The sequence below is a fragment of the Achromobacter ruhlandii genome (genome assembly GCF_902859695.1).
GTDB lineage: Bacteria > Pseudomonadota > Gammaproteobacteria > Burkholderiales > Burkholderiaceae_B > Achromobacter > Achromobacter ruhlandii.
The window spans coordinates 1-20,199 of sequence record NZ_CADIJL010000059.1; the positions used below are offsets into that span (position 1 = coordinate 1).

The window sequence follows — 20,199 nt, forward strand, 5'->3', positions numbered from 1 at the left end:
CATGCGCCGCGGCGGCGCGGCCGCCATCGCGCCCGAGGTCGAACTGCTGGCGCGCGACCCGGTGGCCGAGGCCGACACCCTGCAGGGCGCGGCGCTGGCGCTGCTGCAATACACCCCCGAGGTCGCGCTGGCGGACGCAGACACCGTGCTGCTCAACGTCGGCGCCAGCCTGCTGTTCTTCCGCGGACCGCGCGCGCTACACCGGCGCGTGGCCGCCACGCTGGCCGCGCTGGACCTGCGCGTGTCGCTGGGCATGGCGCCCACAGCCGCCGGCGCCTGGCTGCTGGCGCACCGAGGCGGACGCCGGCCGCCGCGCCGGGTGCTGACCCCGCGCACGCTGGCGCGCCGGCTCGACGCCCTGCCCGTGGCCCTGCTGCCCCAGGCCCGGCCGCGCCTGGACTGGCTCAACGACATCGGCTGCCACACCCTGGCCGACCTGCGCGCCCTGCCGCGCGCCGGCCTGCAACGGCGCAGCGCGCCCGACCTGCTGCAGGCGCTGGACGCGGCCTACGGCCAGTCGCCCGAACTGCATCGCTGGATCGAGCCGCCGCCGCGCTTCGAGCGCCGCATCGAGCTGATGGAATACCTCGAACACACCGACGCGGTGCTGGCCGTGGCGCGGCGCCTGGCCGAGCAGCTGGGCGGCTGGCTGACGGCGCGGCAACTGGCGGTGCGGCGCGTGCTGCTGCGCCTGGACCACGAGCGCGGCCGCCACGCGCGCCCGCCCACCGAGCTGGAACTGGCGCTGGCCCAGCCCGTCTGGCAGGCGCCGCAGATCCTCAACCTGCTGCGCGAAAAACTTGGCCGCCTGACGCTCGAAGCCCCGGTGATCGCGGTGACGCTGCTGGCGCCCGACACCACCGACCAGCCCGCCGCCAGCACCACCCTGTTCCCCGAACCCGGCGGCACCGCCGCCGACCACGCCCGCCTGCTGGACCTGCTGACCGCGCGGCTGGGCCGCGAGCAGGTGCGCCACGCCTGTCCCCTCCCCGACCACCGGCCCGAGGCCGCCAACGCCTGGGGCGACGCGCTGGAACCGCCGCAACGCCCCGAACCGCTGCCCGAGCCCCTGGACCGCCCCTTCTGGCTGCTCGATCCGCCGCTGCCGCTCAAGCTTGCCGGCCACCGCCCGCAATACGCCGGCCAGGCACTGCGGCTGATGCGCGGCCCCGAGCGCATCGAAAGCGGCTGGTGGGATCCGGTCCTGACCGTGCGCGACTACTTCGTCGCCGAGGACGCCGCCAGCGCGCGCTACTGGATCTACCGCGAGCGCGACGACGCGCACGCGCGCTGGTACCTGCACGGACTGTACGCCTGACCCCGCCATGCACGCGCCCGACGATCCCCATGACGACGCCCCCGGTCCGCCAGCCGGACTGCCCGGCTACGCCGAACTGCAATGCCAGTCGAACTTCTCGTTCCTGCAGGGCGCCTCGCACCCCGAGGAACTGGCCGCCCGCGCCGCCGAACTGGGCTACGCCGCCCTGGCCATCACCGATGAATGCAGCCTGGCCGGCGTGGTGCGCGCCCACGTCGAGGCCAAGACCCAGAAGCTGCCGCTCATCATCGGCGCCACCTTCCGGCTGCGCGCCGGGCCCGAGGCCGCGCCGCTGGACCTGACCCTGCTGGCCCAGACCCGCGAGGGCTACGGCAATCTGTCCGAACTCATCACCCTGGCCCGCACCCGCGCCCCCAAGGGCGAATACCGGCTGGCGCCCGAGGATTTCACCGCCCCGCCGCCGGGCTACGAACACCTGCGCCACCTGCCCGAATGCCTGGCGATCCTGTCGCCCGTCTACGGCGACGACCCCGATCGCATGGCGCAGCAGGCGCGCTGGCTGGCCACCACCTTCCCGCGCCGCGCCTGGGTCGGCCTGACCCTGTTGTACCGCTCGCGCGACGACCTGCACCGCGCCGCCGTCGACCACGCCGCGCGCGCCGCCGAACTGCCGGTGGTGGCGCTGGGCCAGGTGCAGATGCACGTGCGCTCGCGCAAGCCGCTGCACGACACCCTCACCGGCATCCGCACCCACCAGTGCGTGTCGCAATGCGGCTACGCGCTGTCCGGCAACGCCGAGCAGCACCTGCGCACCCGCATGCGGCTGGCCAACCTGTATCCGCCCGAGGCGCTGGCGCAGACGCTGGTGGTGGCGCGGCGCTGCGCCTTCTCGCTGGACGAACTGCGCTACGAATACCCCGACGAAATCATCCCGCGCGGCCACACCCCCGCCACCTACCTGCGCCAGGAAACCCTGGCCGGCGCCGCGCGGCGCTTTCCGGGCGGAACGCCGGCCCACGTCAGCGAACAGATCGAAAAGGAACTGGCGCTGATCGCCGACCTGCACTACGAGGCCTATTTCCTCACGGTCTACGACATCGTGCTGTACGCCCGCAACAACGGCATCCTGTGCCAGGGGCGCGGCTCGGCCGCCAACTCGGCGGTGTGCTACTGCCTGGGCATCACCGAGGTCGATCCGCGCCGCGGCAACAACCTGTTCGAACGCTTCATCAGCAAGGAACGCAACGAGCCGCCCGACATCGACGTCGACTTCGAACACCAGCGGCGCGAGGAAGTGATCCAGTACATCTACCGCAAGTACGGCCGCCAGCGCGCCGCCCTGACCGCCGTGGTGATCTCGTACCGCCCGCGCAGCGTGCTGCGCGACACCGGCCGCGCGCTGGGCGTGGACCCGGGCGTGATCGACGCGGTGGCGCGCGCCCACCAGTGGTGGGACGGCAAAAAGGAAATGCTGCGCACCCTGGGCGCCTGCGGCCTCGATCCGGAATCGCAGGTGGCGCGGCAGTGGGCCGCGCTGGCCCAGACGCTGATGGGCTTTCCGCGCCACCTGTCGCAGCACCCGGGCGGCTTCGTCATCTCGCGCGGCAAGCTGTCGCGGCTGGTGCCGATCGAAAACGCCGCCATGGCCGACCGCAGCGTGGTGCAGTGGGACAAGGACGACCTGGACGCGCTCAAGCTGCTCAAGGTCGACGTGCTGGCGCTGGGCATGCTGTCGGCGCTGCGCCGCACCCTGGAACTGGCCGGCCAGCGCCGCGGCCAGCCGCTGCGGCTGCAGGACATTCCCGAAGGCGACGAACCCACCTACGACATGATCTGCGAGGCCGACACCATCGGCGTGTTCCAGATCGAATCGCGCGCCCAGATGACCATGCTGCCGCGCCTGCGGCCGCGCGAATACTACGACCTGGTGGTGCAGGTGGCCATCGTGCGGCCCGGCCCGATCCAGGGCGGCATGGTGCATCCCTACCTGCGCCGCCGCCAGGGCAAGGAAAAGGAAAGCTACCCCAGCGACAAGGTGAAAGGCGTGCTCAGCCGCACCATGGGCGTGCCCATCTTCCAGGAACAGGTGATGCAGATCGCGGTGGTCGCGGCCGGCTTCTCGCCCGGCGATGCCGACCAGTTGCGGCGCTCCATGGCCGCCTGGAAGCGCAAGGGCGGCGTCGACAAATACCGCGTCAAACTGGTGGGCGGCCTGCTGGCCCACGGCTACACCCTGGAATTCGCCGAGGCGCTGTTCCGCCAGGTCGAGGGCTTTGGCGAATACGGCTTCCCCGAAAGCCACGCCGCCAGCTTCGCGCTGCTGGCCTACGCCAGTTCCTGGCTCAAGCGCCACGAACCCGAGGCCTTCCTGGCCGCGCTGCTCAACTCCCAGCCCATGGGCTTTTACGCGCCGGCGCAACTGGTGCAGGACGCGCGCCGCCACGGCGTGCGGGTGCTGCCGGTGGACGTGACCGTCAGCGGCTGGGACGCGGCGCTGGAGCCCGCGCCCGCCGACGCGCCGCCGCGCCGGCCCCATCCTCACGCGCCCTCGCCAGACGAAATCCGCCCCGCCGTGCGTCTCGGCCTGAGCCTGATCCAGGGCCTGCACCAAGACAGCGCCCGCCGCATCGAGGCCGCCCGCGCCGAGGCCCCCTTCACCAGCACCGGCGACCTGGCCCGCCGCGCCGCCCTGACGCGCCACGACCTGAACGCCCTGGCCGCCGGCGACGCCCTGCGCACCCTGGCCGGCCACCGCCGCCAAGCCAGTTGGGAAGCCGCCGCCAGCGTCCACAGCCGCGACCTGCTGCGCGACGCCGCCATCCACGAAACCGAGATGCCGCAACTGACCGCGCCGACTGAGAACCAGACCGTGGCGGCCGACTATCGCAGCGTCGGCCTGACCCTGCGGCGCCACCCCGTCGAGCTGCTGCGGCCGCAACTGGCGGCGCGCAACTTCCAGCCGGCCAGCGTGCTCAACGGCTACCCCGACAAGCGCGTGGCCCGCGCCTGCGGCATCGTCACCGTGCGCCAGCGGCCGCAGACCTCCAAGGGCGTGATCTTCGTCACGCTGGAAGACGAAACCGGCCCGGTCAACGTGGTGGTGCGCCCCGAACTGATCGAACGCCAGCGCCGCGAGCTGCTCGGCGCCACCCTGCTGGGCGTGTATGGCTCGTGGCAGAACGTGGACGGCGTGCGCCACCTGATCGCGCAGCGGCTGGTGGACCTGTCCGAACTGCTGGGCGGTTTGAGCACGCCCAGCCGCAATTTCCACTGACGGCGATGCGCGGTCCGGCGCTGGCCCCGATGCCAGGGGCGCGCCGCCAGGCGAGACGACGGGGCGAAACAAAGGGGGAGAAAAAAAGGGGGAGAAAAAAAGGGAGTGAAACAATCGGGCAAGACGAGGGGATGAGACAGCCCGGCGCGGCGGCAAGGCTCGGCGGTCACGGCAACGCCCCGGGGTTCGACCGGACGCCACCACGGCCAAGCGCCGCGCGGGCGGCTGGTCTATGATGGATTTTCCGCGACGCCCGCCCCCGCGCCGGCCGCGCCGTGGAAACGTTTTCTTTTTCAGGAGTGATCATGATCCGCAAGCTGATTCCCGTTCTGCTGGTTGCCACGCTGAGCGCCTGCGCCAACACCGGAGCCCCGCGTTCCTCATCCTCATCCGCCGCCTCCAGTTCCGCCAGCTCGCCCGCCGCGTCCGACAGCTCCTCCGGCGCGTCGTACGGATCACCCTCCGCCCAGGCCGGCGCCCGCAAGACCTGCGACGCCGCCGCGCTGCAATCGCAGATCGGCCAGAAAGCCACCCAGTCCGTCCTGGAAGACCTGCGCACCCGCAGCGGCGCCGCCACCGCCCGCATCCTGCGCCCGGGCCAATTGGTCACCATGGAATACAACGACACCCGCCTGAACCTGATCGTCGACGACAAGGACGTGATGACGGCGATCCGCTGCGGCTGACGTCCCGGCATTCACGGCAAGACGGGCGCAACGGGCACACTCGCCCGCGCCCGCTTCTTCCAGACGGCGCGGCGGCCCGCGTTGTCCATGGACATCTCCCCCGGGGCCGCCCCGCCCGCGGACAACCATCCCCAAGCGGACGACCGGCCAGCCCCACAGGCAGGGCCGGGCCGGTGCGCCAGCAAGCTTGCCGGCGCGACCGCCTCCCTGCACGCCCGGCCCACGAATCGATCCACAAATCGATCCGCCAACGCTTGACCCTTACGTAACGTCATGCCCAAAAGTTCGGCCTGCGCCATTCACGAAGGAACCCCATGCGACTGAAAGTAGGAGAACTGGCCAAGCGCAGCGGACTGACCGTCCGCACGCTGCACCACTATCACGCGATCGGCCTGCTGACGCCTTCGGCGCGCGCCGACAACGGCTACCGGCTCTACGGCCGCGACGACATCGCCCGACTGCACCAGATCCAGGCATTGCGTCGCTTCGGATTGCCGCTGGCCGAGATCGGCGCCTACCTGGACCAGCCCGGCACGCCGCTGGACGAGATCATCGCCAGACAGATCGCGATGCTCGACAGCCAGATCCAACACGCCACCCGGCTGCGCGAACGCCTCGCGCAGTTGCAAGGCCAGTTGGCGATGGGAACGGAGCCGGAACTGGCCGATTGGCTGACCACTCTGGAACTGATGAACATGTACGACAAATATTTCTCCCAGGAAGAACTGGCGCGTCTGCCCATGTACCGCCGAGGCCCGAACGACGATGCCGGCTGGCTTGCGCTGATCGCCGACGTGCGCCGGCAGATGGACGACGGCGCCCCGCCCGAGGACCCGCGTTCGCAGGCGCTGGCCCTGCGCTGGATGACGCTGCTGCTGCGCGACACCAACGGCGATCCGCGCCTGCTCGTGAAGCTCAATCAGATGCACGAACGGGAACCGGCCATGCAGGAACACATCGGTATCTCGCCGGCCATGCGCGACTACGTGGTGCGCGCCTTCTCCGAAAGCAAGCTGCGGCTCTACGAAAAACACCTGACGCCGGACGAGGCCCGGTTCATGCGGGCGCATTATCACGACCGCGCCGGCGAATGGCCGGCCCTGATGGCGCGGGTGCGCGACGCGATCGATGCCGGGCAGGCGCCCGACTCGGCCCCCGGCCGCGAACTCGCGCGGCAATGGCTGGAACTGTTTTGCAGCTACGCCGGCAACGATCCCGCGACCCACGCGAAATTCCGCCACGCCCTGATGACCGAGCCCGAACTGACCGCCGGCACCTGGGCCGATGACGCCACGCTGGCTTTCATGCGCCAGGCCATGGGCGCATTGACGGCGGCGCGCTAAGCGGCGTCGGCGTCCGCGAACACGGACGCCGACGCGGTTACGGTCGAGGTCGTCGTCACGGTCGAGGTCACGGTCACGGTCACGGTCGCGGTCACGGTCGCGGTCACGGTCGCGGTCAAGGTCAAGGTCGCCGTCGCGGCGACAGTCGCAGCCGCGACCGCGCTACCAGCGCGCCGCCTGGACGAAATCCACGAAGGCACGCAACGGCGCCGGCAGATAATGCCGGCCCGGAAAATACAGCAAGGGGCCGGTGAAGCTGGGCCACCAGTCCGCCAGCACCGGCTCCAGTTCGCCCCGATCCAGGTACGGCTGCAGCCAGTCCTCGAACAGATAGACCACTCCGGCGCCCGCCACCGCCGCATCGACCGCCAGGTCCACCGCCGCCCCCAGGCTGACGATCAGCGGACCGTCCACCTCCACCGTGACGGACTGGCCGTCGCGTTCAAACGCCCACGCCGGCATCGCGCCGCTGGTGAAACGGCCGCGCAGGCACAGGTGCTGGCGCAGGTCTTGCGGATGTTGCGGCCGTCCATGCCGGGCCAGATACCCCGGCGCGGCCGCCGCCGCCATCCGCTGGCGCCGCGGCCCGATCGGAATGGCCACCATGTCCTGGTCCATGCTTTCCTCGTAGCGGATGCCCGCGTCGCAGCCCGACTGCAGCAGCTCGACAAAGCGATCGTCGACGATGACCTCCAGCCGGATCTCCGGATACTGCGCCAGGAACGGCGGCAAGATGCGCGGCAGCACCAGCCTGGATGCCGCCAGCGGCACATTCAGCCGCAGCCGGCCCGCCGGCCGGTCACGGAAATTGTTGGCCACGTCCAGCGCCGACTCGACCGCGTCCAGCGCGGGCGCCAGTTGCTCCAGCAGGCGCTGCCCGGCCGCCGTGGTCGCCACGCTGCGCGTGGTGCGGTTCAGCAGCCGCAGGCCCAGCCGGGCTTCCAGCCGGCGCACCGCTTCGCTCAACTGCGACGCGCTGGTCCCCGTCTGGCGCGCCGCGCCACGAAAGCCCCCATGCGTGGCCACCGCCACAAAGGCGCTGATGTCTTGAAGGTTGGACATGGCCGGCCCTGATTGTTCGATATTCCGCACAAGCTGTGCGATTACCAGGGATTGTCGCACGCACCGCGCCGCCCTAGACTCGCTTCATTCCCTCCCTGGAGCACGTCATGACCTCGATTCAACAAGCCGGCGCCTATGCGCTGGGCGACCTGACCGTCAACCGCCTGGGCTACGGCGCCATGCAACTGGCCGGCCCGCACGTATTCGGACCGCCCAAGGACAAGGCGCAAGCCCTGGCGGTGCTGCGGGAAGCGCTCGAACTCGGCATCAACCACATCGACACCAGCGACTTCTACGGGCCGCACATCACCAACCAGCTGATCCGCGAAGCGCTGCACCCCTACCGCGACGACCTGGTCATCGTCACCAAGGTCGGCGCGCGCCGGGGCGACGATGCCTCGTGGCTGCTGGCCAACTCCCCGGCCGAACTGGAATCAGCCGTGCACGACAACCTGCGCAACCTGGGCCTGGACGTGCTGGACGTGGTCAACCTGCGCCTCATGTTCGACGTGGCCGGCCCCGCCGAAGGCGACATCGAACCGTCCTTCACCACCCTGGCCGAATTGCAGCGCAGGGGCCTGATACGCCACCTGGGCCTGAGCAACGCCACCGCGCGCCAGGTGGCGCAGGCGCGCGGCATCGCCGACATCGTCTGCGTGCAGAACCAGTACAACATCGCGCACCGCGCCGACGACGCGCTGATCGGGCTGCTGGCGCAAGATGGCATCGCCTACGTGCCGTTCTTCCCGCTGGGCGGCTTCTCGCCGCTGCAATCGGCCACGCTGGAGCGCGTGGCCGCCGACTGCCAGGCCACGCCGATGCAGACCGCGCTGGCCTGGCTGCTGCAACGCTCGCCCAACATCCTGCTGATCCCGGGCACCTCGTCGATCGAACACCTGCGGCAGAACGCCGCCGCGGCCAGCCTGGCGCTGCCGCCGCAGGCCGTGGCCGAGCTGGACGGGATCGGCGCCGCGGGCTAGTTCGACGGGCGCGGTTGACCAATCCGCCGCATAGTGGCACCTTACCCCGAAGTGCCACGCCCGGAACCCCACTTGGACCACCCACAGCCCCTCGTCACCGTCGACGCCGTCCTGCTCACCCTGCGCGAGACCGGCCTGGAAATCGCCCTGCACCCGCGCGACCGCGCGCCGTTCAAGGGCGCCATGGCCTTGCCCGGCGGCGTGGTGCACGTGGACGAAGACGCCAGCACCGAGGCCAGCATCCGCCGCGTGCTACGCGAGAAGACCGGCTTCGAGCCGCGCTACCTGGAGCAGTTGCAGGTCTTCTCCGGCCCCGGCCGCGACCCGCGCAAGTGGTCGCTGTCGGTGTCCTACGTGGCGCTGGTGCCGGCCGCCGAACTGGAGGCCGCCCCCGCCGGCTTTCGCTTCGTCAGCGTGGACGCGCTGCCGCCGCTGGCCTTCGACCACGCCGACATCGTCGCCGCCGCCGTGGCCCGCCTGCGCGGCAAATCCAGCTACTCCACCCTGCCGTTCTTCCTGCTGCCCGAACGCTTCACCCTGACCGAGCTGCAGCGCACCTACGAAGCCATCCTCCAGACCACCCTCGAGAAATCGAACTTCCGCCGCAAGATGGAAGCCTGGGACGTGCTCGAAGCCACCGACGACTACGCGCTCGGCGCGCAGCGTCCCGCCCGCCTGTACCGCCTGAAAGACTTCGCCCTGTTCGACCGCAGCGTCGGATAAACGCGCCAAATCAAATCCCGGCTTAGTTGCAAACAAACAATAAGTAGGCTTATACTTGCCTCACTTAGTTTTAATTTGCCACTAAGGCCAAATCATGTTCACCCTCACCGCGGTAGTAGAAGGACAACGCCACACCGATACGCCCAGCGCGTTCGTGTTCCCCGGCGGCGAAAGCCAGGTCACCGTGCCCGCTGCCTTGCAGGCCCGCGCCGAAGCGGCCAACGAATTCCGCATCCACGCCCTGCTGAAATCGGCCGACGACGTCATGCAGTTGCTGCTGCTGACCGACGCTTTGCGCCGCCTGAACCCGGCCGCGCCCGTGCACCTGGACATGCCCTACGTGCCCTACGCCCGCCAGGACCGCGTCTGCAATCCGGGCGAGGCGCTTGGCGCGGCGGTGTTCTGCAAGCTCATCAACGACCAGCAATACGCCACTGTCACCGTGGTCGAACCGCACAGCGACGTCACCCCCGCCCTGCTGCAGCGCGTCCGCGTGATCGACGCCGCCGCCTTCCTGAACAACGCGCTGGCCAACCCCGCCTTTGCCAACGGCGTCACCCTGATGGCGCCCGACGCCGGCGCCCGCAAGCGCGTGCAGGCCCTGGCCAAAAAGCTGGGCGTGGCCGACGTGCGCTACGCCGAAAAAGTCCGCGACCCGCAGACCGGCCGCATCACCGAAACCCGCGTGCCCGACGACATCCCCGCGCAACCGGTGCTGGTGGTCGACGACATCTGCGACGGCGGCCGCACCTTCCTGGAACTGGCCGCCGCCTTGCGCGACAAGACCGACCAGCCGCTCTATCTGTACGTGACCCACGGCCTTTTCAGCAAAGGCCTGGCCGAGCTGAACGCCCGCTACGCCGGGATCTACACCGCCTATGACTGGACCGCCAGCGAAGGCGCCGGCGCGCCAGTCGTGGTCAACACGATCCAGGGCGCCAACGCCACCGCGCCGGTCAACACAATCGGCGCCGCCAGCGCCCCCGCCCCAACCCACACGATCGAAACCGCCAGCGCCCCCGCGCTCGCCACCCCGGCCAACTGAACCTCAAGCAGGAGTCCCCACCATGAACGCCTCCATCCCTGCCAAGAACGGCATCAACCCCTTGCTCCAAGCCGACTTCTACAAGACCGGCCACCCCTTCCAGTACCCCAGGGGCACCAACAAGATCCTGGCCAACTTCACCCCGCGCTCGGCCCGGCTGGCGCCGGTGCTGCCCGAACTGTTCGACAACAAGATCGTCTGGTTCGGCCTGCAAGGCTTCATCAAGGAAATCCTGATCGACCTGTTCAACCGCGAATTCTTCGGCAAGCCCGCCGGCGCCGCCGTGCGCCAGTACCAGCGCCGCGTCGACAACGCGCTGGGCAAGGGCGCGGTCACCGTCGATCACCTGCAGGCGCTGTATGACCTGGGCTATCTGCCGCTGGAAATCCGTTCCCTGCCCGAAGGCGCCCGCGTCGACATCCGCGTGCCGCCCGTCACCTTCGTCAACACCAGGCCCGAATTTGCCTGGCTGGTCACCTACATCGAAACGCTGTTCAGCTGCGAATCGTGGAAGCCGTCCACCGTGGCCACCATCGCCTTCGAATACCGCAAGCTCCTGACCTACTTCGCCCGCCTGACCGGCAGCCCGATGGATTTCGTCAACTGGCAGGGCCACGACTTCTCGATGCGCGGCATGGCCGGCCTGTACGACGCCCGCAAGAGCGGCGCCGGCCACCTGCTGTCGTTCACCGGCACCGACACCATTCCCGCCATCGACTACCTGGAAGACCTGTACGGCGCCGACTCGGACCGTGAACTGGTCGGCGGCTCGGTGCCCGCGACCGAACACTCGGTCATGTGCCTGGGCAGCAAGGAAGGCGAAATCGAAACCATCCGCCGCCTGGTCACGCAGGTCTATCCGGCCGGCATCGTGTCGGTGGTGTCGGACACCTGGGACTTCTGGCAAGTGGTCACCGACTTCGCCGCCGCATTGAAGCCGGAAATCCTGGCGCGCCAGCCTGATCCCTTCGGCAACGCCAAGGTCGTGTTCCGCCCGGACTCGGGCGATCCCGTGAAGATCCTGACCGGCTACTTCTGCACCGACGTGTCCAGTGTGGAAGACGCCGCAGCCCTGGCCGCCGCCCGCCGCGACGGATTCGAAGCCGTGCGGGATATCGAGACCGGCCGCTACTGGCGCCTGGACGACGACGCCCGCGCCAGCCAGGCGCTGCGCGAGGCCGAAGTCAACGGCGCGGTGCAATGCCTGTGGAATATCTTCGGCGGCGTGGTGACCGAGCGCGGCTACAAGCTGCTGGACCCGCACGTCGGCCTGATCTACGGCGATTCGATCACGCTGGCGCGTGGGCGCGACATCCTGGTGCGGCTGGAAAGAAAGGGTTTCGCGTCGGGCAACGTGGTCCTGGGCATTGGCTCGTACACCTATCAATACCTGACGCGCGACAGCTTCGGCTGGGCGCTGAAGGCGACGTATGCCGAGGTCAATGGCGAACCGCAGGAACTGGTCAAGGACCCGGTCACCGACTCCGGCGTGAAGCGGTCGGCCAAGGGCTTGCTGCGGGTGGATGAAACGGCGACCGGGTATGTGTTGCGCGACCAGCAGACGCCGGAGCAGGCGGCTGGCGGCGCGCTGGTGCCGGTGTTCCGGGATGGGGTTCTGCTGGTGGAGCAGGATCTGGCGCAGATCCGGGAACGGTTGCAGGGGTCCTGGGTTTGTCCGGAGCCGGGGAGCATTGATTGGGGACGGCGTTGAGGCGGCCTGCGGTTAACGTCCGGATAATCCCCGCCATGCAAACTCCCATGACAAATGCGCCCTGCCTGCCCTCGCGCGGCAACCGGCCGGGTCACCTCGTCTCCAGGAGAAATTGCATGATCAAGCGAAAGACCGGGGCCTTCCGGCGCTGGCGCGCGGCGCTGACGGCGGCATGGGCCGTCGCGGGCCTGCTGGGCGCGGCCAGCCATGCCCTGGGAGCCGCACTCACGTCGGGATGCCAGCCCGGCCCTGTCTTCGACACCAGCCGGCCGAGCGGGTCTGTCCCGCTTTTAGCCGCGTTCGCGCCCCTCGAAATCCATCTGGACAAGAACACCCCGGTGGGCCAGGTCGTGTACGAAAACAAACTGCCGATCATCCCCTGGACCTGCATTACAAACATCCCGCGAAATCAGCCCTACTTGGGTGGCGGGGGAAAAATGGCGTCGATGGTAGCCTTGCTCCGCCAGGCCGGGCTGAAGCTCGTCCTGCAGATAAACAGCTACCCCGAATGGACGCCGACCGGCTCCACCGATGACCACCTGACGTTCTCTGACGTCACCTATGCCCCGCAGTCGCCGACCAATCCCACCATGACGGCATCGGGCAAAATGAGTGGCACGCTGAAACTCGTCATGGTCACGCCCCCCACGAAACCGACCAGAGTCTTCATTCCCGCCTCGCCAGACCTGGTGGTTGTAGGTTCGGGGGTTTCCATCCTTAACGTCATCTCGATCGGATCGGATAACAGCACCAGCGTTGCTCTCGTACCCAAGTGCATCGCGAAGATCTTGACGCCGGGCTCGATCGATCTGGGAAGAGCCTACTCCGTGGACAGAATGCCGCTGCCGCCCACGGTGCCTTTCACCATCCATGCGGAGTTCGATGAAACCTGCGATGGAGGCTTTCGGCTCGTCGATCTGGGCAGCTTAACCGTACCGTTACAGTTAAGGTTCCAGCCGGAAGGCAACGCCGCGTTGACAACCGACGCCCAGCATATTCTCCTGAATAACACCGACGGAACCCCCAACGGACTCGCGCTGACGATCAAGGAATCCGGCGTCTTTCCCATCAAGTTCAACGCCTGGCAGGACTCCCGGCACCCCTCATTGACCACCAGCAACCATCCCTTGCCGCTGAACTACTCGGCGCAATTGACCCGATCGGGAGCGCCGATGGTGCCGGGCGAATTCAGCCAGAAAATCACCATCCAGGTGACCTTCCGGTAAGAAGGCGGATCGCCCGCGGCGCCCTACTCCGGGCGCCGCCGCGCCGCTGGCGGCACATGCGGCAGGAACGCCCCCGCCACCTCGAACGCGCATTCCTCCCGCGCAATATCGATCACCCGCGACACCACCGGATTGACGATGCTCTTCTTGTGCACCGCGTAGTAATTGATCGTCGGCAGATCCGGCTGCACATCCAGCTGGCACAGCGCCCCGCGTTCGACCAGCGGCGCGAAATACGCTCCCGGCAGATAGCTGATGCCCAACCCCAGCATGGTCAGCTGCGCCATCATGCCCAGGCTGTTGCAGGTCAGCACCCGCTTGACCGACAGCCCCTGCTCGGCGAACCAGGCATCGTACAGATGCGACAGCGCCGAATTGGTCGGCTGTGAAATCACCGGATATGGCGCCAGATCCTGCGGCGCCAGCCGCGCCGAAAAGTCGATGTCCAGCGCCGGGCTGGCCATCCAGACGTTGGTCACCGCGCCCAGATGGACACAGTCGTACTGATAGCTCCAGAACGGCCCCGGCATGATGGCCAGATCCAGTTGATCCTGTTCCAGCCGCTCGTACAGCGTGATGCCGCCATCGATCTCGGGCATCAGCTGCACCTTGGGATAGCGCAGGCTGATCTGGTTGACCAGCCGCGCCAGCCAGGTCATGCCGACCAGTTCGGTCACGCCCAGCCGCACCACGCCCTCGAAACTGGCCGGATCGGCCATGTTCTGCACGATGCGGCTGTTCAGGTCCAGCATCTCGCGCGCCAGTTCGAACAGCTTGCGGCCCTGGGCCGTCAGCACCAGCTTCTTGGCGCGGCGCTCGAACAGCGGCGCGCCGGCGAAGGCTTCCAGTTCCCCCACCCGCTTGGCGACCGCCGACTGGGTGGTGTGCAGCTTGCGCGAGGACGCGCTGAAGCTGCCCAGTTGCGAGCTCCAGTAGAACGCCTCCAGCTGTTTGAGGGTGTACATCGCGGCGGTGGACGTGAAATGCATGAAGAACCCTCACATTATCGTCGACAGGTGCGCGGCTGCGCGCCGTCCGGTCCGCGGCCGAAACGTCGGGCGGCCGAAACGGGCCGGTCGGCGCCGATCCGCCCCAGCCGGCACCGACGCATCCAAGTCAATGCCACCGCATGCCGACTCAGTCGTTCCCTGCCGAGCGCAGCGGGTATCCCGCCACGCCCGGCACGGGCCCTACCCTCGCGGATGCAGGATATCCGCCAGAAACCGCTGCGCCCGCGGATGCCGCGGCGCGCTGAAGAAGCGTTCCGGCGTATCCATTTCCAGGATCTCACCCGCATCCATGAACACCACCCGGTCGCACACGTCGCGCGCGAAGCCCATTTCGTGCGTCACGCAGACCATGGTCATGCCGTCCTTGGCCAGGCCCTTCATCACCTGCAGCACCTCGCCCACCATCTCGGGGTCGAGCGCGCTGGTGGGCTCGTCGAACAGCATCACCGGCGGTTGCAGCGCCAGCGCGCGGGCGATCGCCACGCGCTGCTGCTGGCCGCCCGACAGCGAGCCGGGATAGGCGTCGATCTTGTGCTCCAGGCCCACCCGCGCCAGCAGCTGGCGCGCCAGTTCGGTGGCCTGCTTGCGCGGCTGCTTGCGGATGTTGACCGGCGCGAACACCACGTTGTCCAGCACGCTCATGTGCGGAAACAGGTTGAACTGCTGGAACACGAAACCGATCTTCTGGCGCAGCGCGTTCAGGTTGACGCCCTTGCCGTAGATGTCGGCGTCGTCGATCAGGATGCGGCCCTTCTCGATGGGTTCCAGGCGGTTGATGGTGCGGATCATGGTGGACTTGCCCGAGCCCGACGGCCCGCACACCACCAGCACCTCGCCGCGCGCGACCGACAGGTCCACGTCCTTCAGGACGTGATGCGCGCCATACCATTTGTTGACTTTCTCAAGCTTGATCATGATGAATTCCGATAAGCGCCGGCTCAAGGCCTGTTCTCGCTAAAAGGGGCCTCGCACGGGCCCTAGGCCATGGCGCGCTGGCGGCGGATGCGCAGGTCCAGCCAGGACAGGCCGCGGCTCAGGCTGAAGCACACCAGGAAATAGATGATCGCCAGGATGCCGAACACCTGCAGCGGCTTGGTCAGCACCAGGTTGTTGACCTGGTTGGCGGCAAACGTCAGTTCGTTCACGCTGATCACATACCCCAGCGAGGTCTCCTTGATGGTGGAGACGAACTGGCTGGTCATGCTGGGCAGCACGTTGAACAGCGCCTGCGGCAGCACCACCCGGCGCATCGTCGTCCAGTAACCCACGCCCAGCGAGCGCGAGGCCTCGATCTGGCCGCGCGGCACCGCCTCGATACCCGAGCGGATCACCTCCGACAGATAGGCGCTCTCGTACACCACCAGCGCCGCGATCAGCGTCCAGAAACCGCTGATCACCTGCCCCGTCAGCTTCGGAATGACGAAGTACGCCCAGAAGATCAGCATCAGCAGCGGCATGCCGCGCACCACGTTCACCAGCGTCTTGCTGGCCACGCGCAGCCAGCCAAACGGACTGACCCGCGCCAGCGCGATGGCCAGCGCCAGCGGCAACGACAGCGCCAGGCCGCACAACGCCAGGATCAGCGTCAGCGCCAGGCCGCCCAGCGGCCCATTGGGGTATTGGCCGACCAGCAGCGTCGGCCAGTATTGCGACAGGAGATCAAGCACCGTGGCCTCCCCGGTTCAGGCGGTAGCGCGCATAAATGCGCGATCCGATCAGCATGATGAGGAAGGATCCCAGCAGATACATGAGGGTCGCCGCGCCAAACGTGGCGAAGGTGCGGTAGGTCTCGTTCTCGATCTCGCGCGCCTGGTAGGTCAGCTCCATCACGCCGATGGCCATGGCCACGCTGGTGTTCTTGAACAGCAGCAAGGCGCGGCCCACCAGCGGCGGAATGGAAATCCGCACCGCCTGCGGCACGATCACGAAGCGCATGCATTGCAGATAGCTGGCGCCCAGCGCCCGGGCCGCCTCGAACTGCGTGCCGGGAATGGCACGCAACCCGCTGCGGATGTCCTCGGCGATATAGGCGGCCGACCCCAGCGCCAGCGCGATCGCCGCCAGCGACATCTCGGCGTTGTGCTGGTACAGCCACATCCGGAACCCCTCCGGCAGTAGCTCGGGCATGCCGAAGTACCAGAACAGCACCTGCACCAGCAGCGGCACATTGCGGTGGTATTCCACATAGGCGTCGACCAGCCAGCGGCACGGCGCCAGGTTGGTGGCGCGCACCACGACCAGCGTCACCGCGATCGTGAACGCCATCACCCAGGACACCAGGAACAGCTGCAGCGTCACCACCATGCCGCTGGCCAGCAGCTGGTATTGCGAAGCGTCAAGTAGGCTCATTGCGCGGTACCGGCGTTCAGCCCGCGATGGGGCCGATCTTGAAACCGCGTTCGAGCTTGTACGGCGTCTGCGCGCCGAACCACTTGTCGAACAGCTGCGCGGCCACGCCCGAGCTTTCCGCCTCGTCCAGCGCCTGATTCACCACCGCCAGCATGCCCGGCTCCGACTTGCGCACGCCCAGGCCCCACGGCTCGTCGAACACCGACTTGGCGATCACGCTGACCGGCGCCGTCGGCGGGCTTTGCAGCACCAGGCGCACCAGCACCAGTTCGGACGCGAACTGCGCGTCCACCTTCTTCTGCTGCAGGGCCAGATACGTGGCCGAGCTGTCGCCGTAACCGATCACCTGCGACTTGTCGAGAATGCGCTTGATCTCGCGCTCCGAACTGGAACCCTTGGTCGCGCCGACGCGGCGGCCGTTCAGCGACTCGATCGTGTCCAGCCCCGAATCCTTGCGCACCAGCAGCTTCTGCGGGCTGACGTAGTACGCGTGGCTGAAAGCGATCTGCTGGGCGCGGTCCGGCGAATAGCCCAGGTTCGCCGCCAGGATGTCGACGCGGCCCTCGTTCAGCTCCGGCACGCGCGCCGCCACCGACAGCAGCTTGTAGCTGATCTTCACGCCCAGCTTGTCGGCCACCAGCTTGCACATGTCGACGTCATAGCCCACCAGCTGGCGCGTCGCCGCGTCCTGGAAGCTGAACGGCTGCGACGTGCCCAGCGTGCCGCAGATCAATTCGCCGCGGGCCTTGATGTCCGCGACCTGGTCGGCGCGCGCGCCGGCGCCCAGCGACAACGCGGCCAGGCCCAGGCAGGCGGCGATAAGTGAATGGCGTTTCATGGTGATTCCCCTTGTGTTGTGGTTTGAACAGAAAAACGGAACCGGCCCGCTCGTCGGCGGGCCCGGGAACAACTAGACGAGCTTGGCGCAAGCCTCGCGGATGCCCGCGCAGCCCTGCCGGATATCGTCCAGCGAAGCCGCGAACGACAGCCGGAACGTGCCCGGCGCGCCATAGGCATGGCCGTCGATCACCGCCACGCCAGCCTCGCGCAGCAGGTAATGCGTCAGGTCGGTATCGGTGCGAATCTCGACGCCTGCCGGCGTGCGCTTGCCCAGCAGCCCCGAGCAATCCGGAAACACGTAGAACGCGCCCTGCGGCACCACGATCGCCAGCCCCGGCGTGCCGGACAGCTCCGCCACCGCCAGATCGCGACGCTCGCGGAAAACGCGGGCGAACTCCGCCACGCAGTCCTGCGGCCCCGACAGCGCCTCCAGCGCCGCCGCCTGGCTCACCGACGACGCGCCCGACGTGCTCTGCGACTGCAGAATCGCCATGGCCTTGATCAGCTCGTCCGGCCCGGCGCCGTAACCAATGCGCCAGCCCGTCATCGCATAGGCCTTGGACACGCCATTGACCACCAGCGTGCGCGCCGCCAGCGCCGGCGCCACCTGCAACGGATGCACCGTCGGCTCGTCGGTGAAGTTCAACCGCGCATAGATATCGTCCGTCATCAGCCAGACGTGCGGATGGCGCTCGAGCACCGCGGTCAGCCCGCGCAGCTCGTCGGCAGTGTAGACCGAGCCCGTCGGATTGCTGGGCGCGTTCATCATCAGCCACTTGGTGCGCGGCGTGATGGCGCGCTCCAGCGCCTCGGGCGTCAGCTTGTAATCCGTGGCCGGCGTCGTCGGCACCGTCACCGGCACCCCGCCGTTGACCAGCACCATGTCCGGATACGACACCCAGAACGGCGCCGGGATCAGCACCTCGTCGCCGTCGTTCAGCGTCGCCGCCAGCCCGTTGAAGATCACCTGCTTGGCGCCCGTGCTGACAATGATGCGCGCCGCCGGGTAATCGACGCCGGTCGCCTCCAGCAGATGCGCCCGCGCCGCCTTGCGTAGCGCCACCGTGCCCTGGGCCGGCGGATACTTGGTCTCGCCCCGGTTCATCGCGGCCGTGGCCGCCTGGCGGATATGTTCCGGCGTCGAGAAATCCGGCTCGCCGATCGTCAGGTCGATAATGCGCCGGCCCTGCTCGCGCAGCTCGGCAATAATCGCGCGCGCCGCCACGCTGGGCGACAGCTTGATGCGCTTGATGCGGTCGGCGACGATGCTGGCGGCTTGCGAGGGCTGGGTTTGCGGCTGGGTCGGGGTTTGGGTCGGGGTTTGCGTCGGGGCTTGGTTCACTTCGCGGCTCCCGTCTTCTCGGCCAGCGTCTTCTCCAGCCAGGGCTTGGTGTAGGTGCCGGCGCGCAGCTTCTCCTTGGCCACCGCCTCGTCGGCTTCCTTCTTGACCGCCAGCGCCAGCACCGCCGCGGCATGCTCGGCGGGAATCACCACCACGCCGTCGGCATCGCCGACCACCACATCACCCGGGTTGACCACCTGGCCGCCCACCGACACCGGCACATTGATCTCGCCCGGGCCATCCTTGTACGGCCCCTTGTGCGACACCGCGCGCGCAAAGCAGCCGAACTGCCCCTGCGCGAACACATCCAGGTCACGCACCGCGCCGTCGATCACGAACCCGGCGATGCCGCGCCCCTGCGCGTCCATCATCATCAACTCGCCCACCAGGGCATTGCTGGTATCGCCAGCGCCATCGACCACGATCACATCGCCCGCGCCGCCCAGCGAAATCGCCTTGTGGATCATCAGGTTATCGCCCGGCCGCGTCTTCACGGTCAGCGCCAGGCCGACCGTACGCTGGTTGCCGGCGTGCAGCGGACGCAGCCCGCTGACGCCGTACAGGCGGTTCATGCAATCGCTGATCTGGGCCGAGCCGATAGCGGCGAAACCCGCCAGCACGTCAGCGGCGACGGCCGGCGCGGGCCGGGGAAGAATGCGGTATCCGATGGGATTCATAGCGAGGAATTTTCTTGAAGGCGTGAACGGCAATAAGCGAACACGCATTACAAGGCCTCGCGGGGCGATCCTCAAAACGATATAAATTCCCGGTTATGTAGGAATTATTTTCGTGGATTTATTGGATCGACGGGGGAGCGTTGTGGGTGGGGTTGGGGGCTTCCCTGTGCCCGTCGGGTCGCAGGGCCTGGTCGAGCATGGATTCGGTCAGGGTGCCGAGGTGTTCGCAGAGGCTTTCGACGCCGCCCATCAGGGCGGTGACTGCCCAGGGGTCCAGCGGTGGGGAGCCGGTGGCGTCGGGTTCGGACGCGCTGTTGCCGACCATGCGGGCGATGGTCTGGATGGCGTAGCGGGTGCGGTCTAGTTGGTGGAGGTGGGAAAGGGAGACGGGGCCGGATTCGCGGTCGGTGTCGATTTGCCAGGGGTTTTGGATGAGGGGGTGCAGCATGGGGGACTGCCTTCTATAGGAATGAGTCAGGCCGCAAATCGTTGCGGCTTTCCGCCTATAGCTTTCCGGCTTCCAAACCGGCACCGGAGAGGTGTGACCTGCTCCCCGTGGTTAGTACGAAATCGATGTAGAGTCCGTTCACAAAGGAACGGCAATGAAGAAGCGATTTACGGAAGAACAGATCATCGGAGTGCTGAAGGAGGC

General features: G+C 68.0%; 18 protein-coding genes. 9 read left to right on the forward strand and 9 right to left on the reverse strand.

Features of this window, described 5'->3' with window-relative positions:
* From HV742_RS31120 to HV742_RS31135, 4 genes are all read left to right on the forward strand, one after another.
* Positions 1–1,318, forward strand: a 1,318-nt coding sequence (locus tag HV742_RS31120) for a Y-family DNA polymerase (protein ID WP_254601319.1), incomplete at its 5' end; no start/stop codon positions are given.
* 7 nt (positions 1,319–1,325) lie between these two features.
* Positions 1,326–4,553, forward strand: a complete 3,228-nt coding sequence (locus tag HV742_RS31125; protein ID WP_175147211.1) for an error-prone DNA polymerase — start codon at positions 1,326–1,328, stop codon at positions 4,551–4,553.
* Positions 4,554–4,858: 305 nt separating this feature from the next.
* A complete protein-coding gene (locus HV742_RS31130) occupies positions 4,859–5,239 on the forward strand; it encodes an I78 family peptidase inhibitor (RefSeq protein ID WP_049073382.1) in 381 nt (126 codons plus the stop codon).
* A 314-nt stretch (positions 5,240–5,553) separates the two neighbouring features.
* Positions 5,554–6,582, forward strand: coding sequence for a MerR family transcriptional regulator (locus HV742_RS31135; RefSeq protein WP_175147212.1), 1,029 nt, complete (start codon positions 5,554–5,556; stop codon positions 6,580–6,582).
* 162 nt (positions 6,583–6,744) lie between these two features.
* Here the strand turns inward: HV742_RS31135 and HV742_RS31140 are convergent, their stop codons facing one another.
* Positions 6,745–7,644 (reverse strand): LysR family transcriptional regulator, encoded by a 900-nt coding sequence (locus tag HV742_RS31140; RefSeq protein ID WP_175147213.1) that lies wholly within the window; start codon positions 7,642–7,644, stop codon positions 6,745–6,747.
* Positions 7,645–7,751: 107 nt separating this feature from the next.
* Between HV742_RS31140 and HV742_RS31145 the strand changes: the two genes are divergently transcribed.
* The 5 genes from HV742_RS31145 to HV742_RS31165 all read left to right on the forward strand — a co-directional run bounded on the left by HV742_RS31145 (position 7,752) and on the right by HV742_RS31165 (position 13,329).
* A complete protein-coding gene (locus HV742_RS31145; protein ID WP_175147214.1) occupies positions 7,752–8,624 on the forward strand; it encodes an aldo/keto reductase family oxidoreductase in 873 nt (290 codons plus the stop codon).
* A gap of 72 nt (positions 8,625–8,696) precedes the next feature.
* The gene (locus HV742_RS31150) at positions 8,697–9,347 is read left to right on the forward strand and encodes an NUDIX hydrolase (protein WP_063583150.1); all 651 of its coding nucleotides are present in this window, start codon (positions 8,697–8,699) and stop codon (positions 9,345–9,347) included.
* Positions 9,348–9,441: 94 nt separating this feature from the next.
* Positions 9,442–10,392, forward strand: a complete 951-nt coding sequence (prs, locus tag HV742_RS31155) for a ribose-phosphate diphosphokinase (protein ID WP_175147215.1) — start codon at positions 9,442–9,444, stop codon at positions 10,390–10,392.
* 22 nt (positions 10,393–10,414) lie between these two features.
* Positions 10,415–12,103, forward strand: coding sequence for a nicotinate phosphoribosyltransferase (locus HV742_RS31160; RefSeq protein WP_175147216.1), 1,689 nt, complete (start codon positions 10,415–10,417; stop codon positions 12,101–12,103).
* A gap of 116 nt (positions 12,104–12,219) precedes the next feature.
* Positions 12,220–13,329: a hypothetical protein gene (locus HV742_RS31165; RefSeq protein ID WP_175147217.1), complete on the forward strand. Its 1,110-nt coding sequence runs from the start codon at positions 12,220–12,222 to the stop codon at positions 13,327–13,329.
* Between the two features lie 23 nt (positions 13,330–13,352).
* On the opposite strand, the gene HV742_RS31170 is transcribed toward HV742_RS31165, so the two are convergent.
* From HV742_RS31170 to HV742_RS31205, 8 genes are all read right to left on the reverse strand, one after another.
* Positions 13,353–14,294 carry a LysR family transcriptional regulator gene (locus tag HV742_RS31170; RefSeq protein WP_175147221.1) on the reverse strand — a complete coding sequence of 314 codons (942 nt, stop codon included), beginning with the start codon at positions 14,292–14,294 and terminating at the stop codon, positions 13,353–13,355.
* Positions 14,295–14,519: 225 nt separating this feature from the next.
* On the reverse strand, positions 14,520–15,254 hold the full coding sequence (locus HV742_RS31175; RefSeq protein WP_020927941.1) for an amino acid ABC transporter ATP-binding protein: 735 nt from the start codon (positions 15,252–15,254) through the stop codon (positions 14,520–14,522).
* Positions 15,255–15,316: 62 nt separating this feature from the next.
* Positions 15,317–16,006, reverse strand: coding sequence for an amino acid ABC transporter permease (locus tag HV742_RS31180; RefSeq protein WP_006386294.1), 690 nt, complete (start codon positions 16,004–16,006; stop codon positions 15,317–15,319).
* Entirely contained in the window at positions 15,999–16,688 is a 690-nt protein-coding gene (locus HV742_RS31185; protein ID WP_006386293.1) for an amino acid ABC transporter permease, read from the reverse strand. The genes HV742_RS31180 and HV742_RS31185 overlap by 8 nt, the downstream gene beginning before the upstream one ends.
* Before the next feature lie 16 nt (positions 16,689–16,704).
* A complete protein-coding gene (locus HV742_RS31190; protein ID WP_175147218.1) occupies positions 16,705–17,526 on the reverse strand; it encodes an ABC transporter substrate-binding protein in 822 nt (273 codons plus the stop codon).
* A 72-nt stretch (positions 17,527–17,598) separates the two neighbouring features.
* Positions 17,599–18,795: an aminotransferase class I/II-fold pyridoxal phosphate-dependent enzyme gene (locus tag HV742_RS31195; RefSeq protein ID WP_175147222.1), complete on the reverse strand. Its 1,197-nt coding sequence runs from the start codon at positions 18,793–18,795 to the stop codon at positions 17,599–17,601.
* Positions 18,796–18,866: 71 nt separating this feature from the next.
* Complete coding sequence (locus HV742_RS31200; RefSeq protein WP_054498853.1) at positions 18,867–19,547, reverse strand: RraA family protein; 681 nt, start codon at positions 19,545–19,547, stop codon at positions 18,867–18,869.
* A gap of 118 nt (positions 19,548–19,665) precedes the next feature.
* Entirely contained in the window at positions 19,666–19,995 is a 330-nt protein-coding gene (locus tag HV742_RS31205; protein ID WP_175147219.1) for a hypothetical protein, read from the reverse strand.
* Positions 19,996–20,199: the final 204 nt, after the last annotated feature.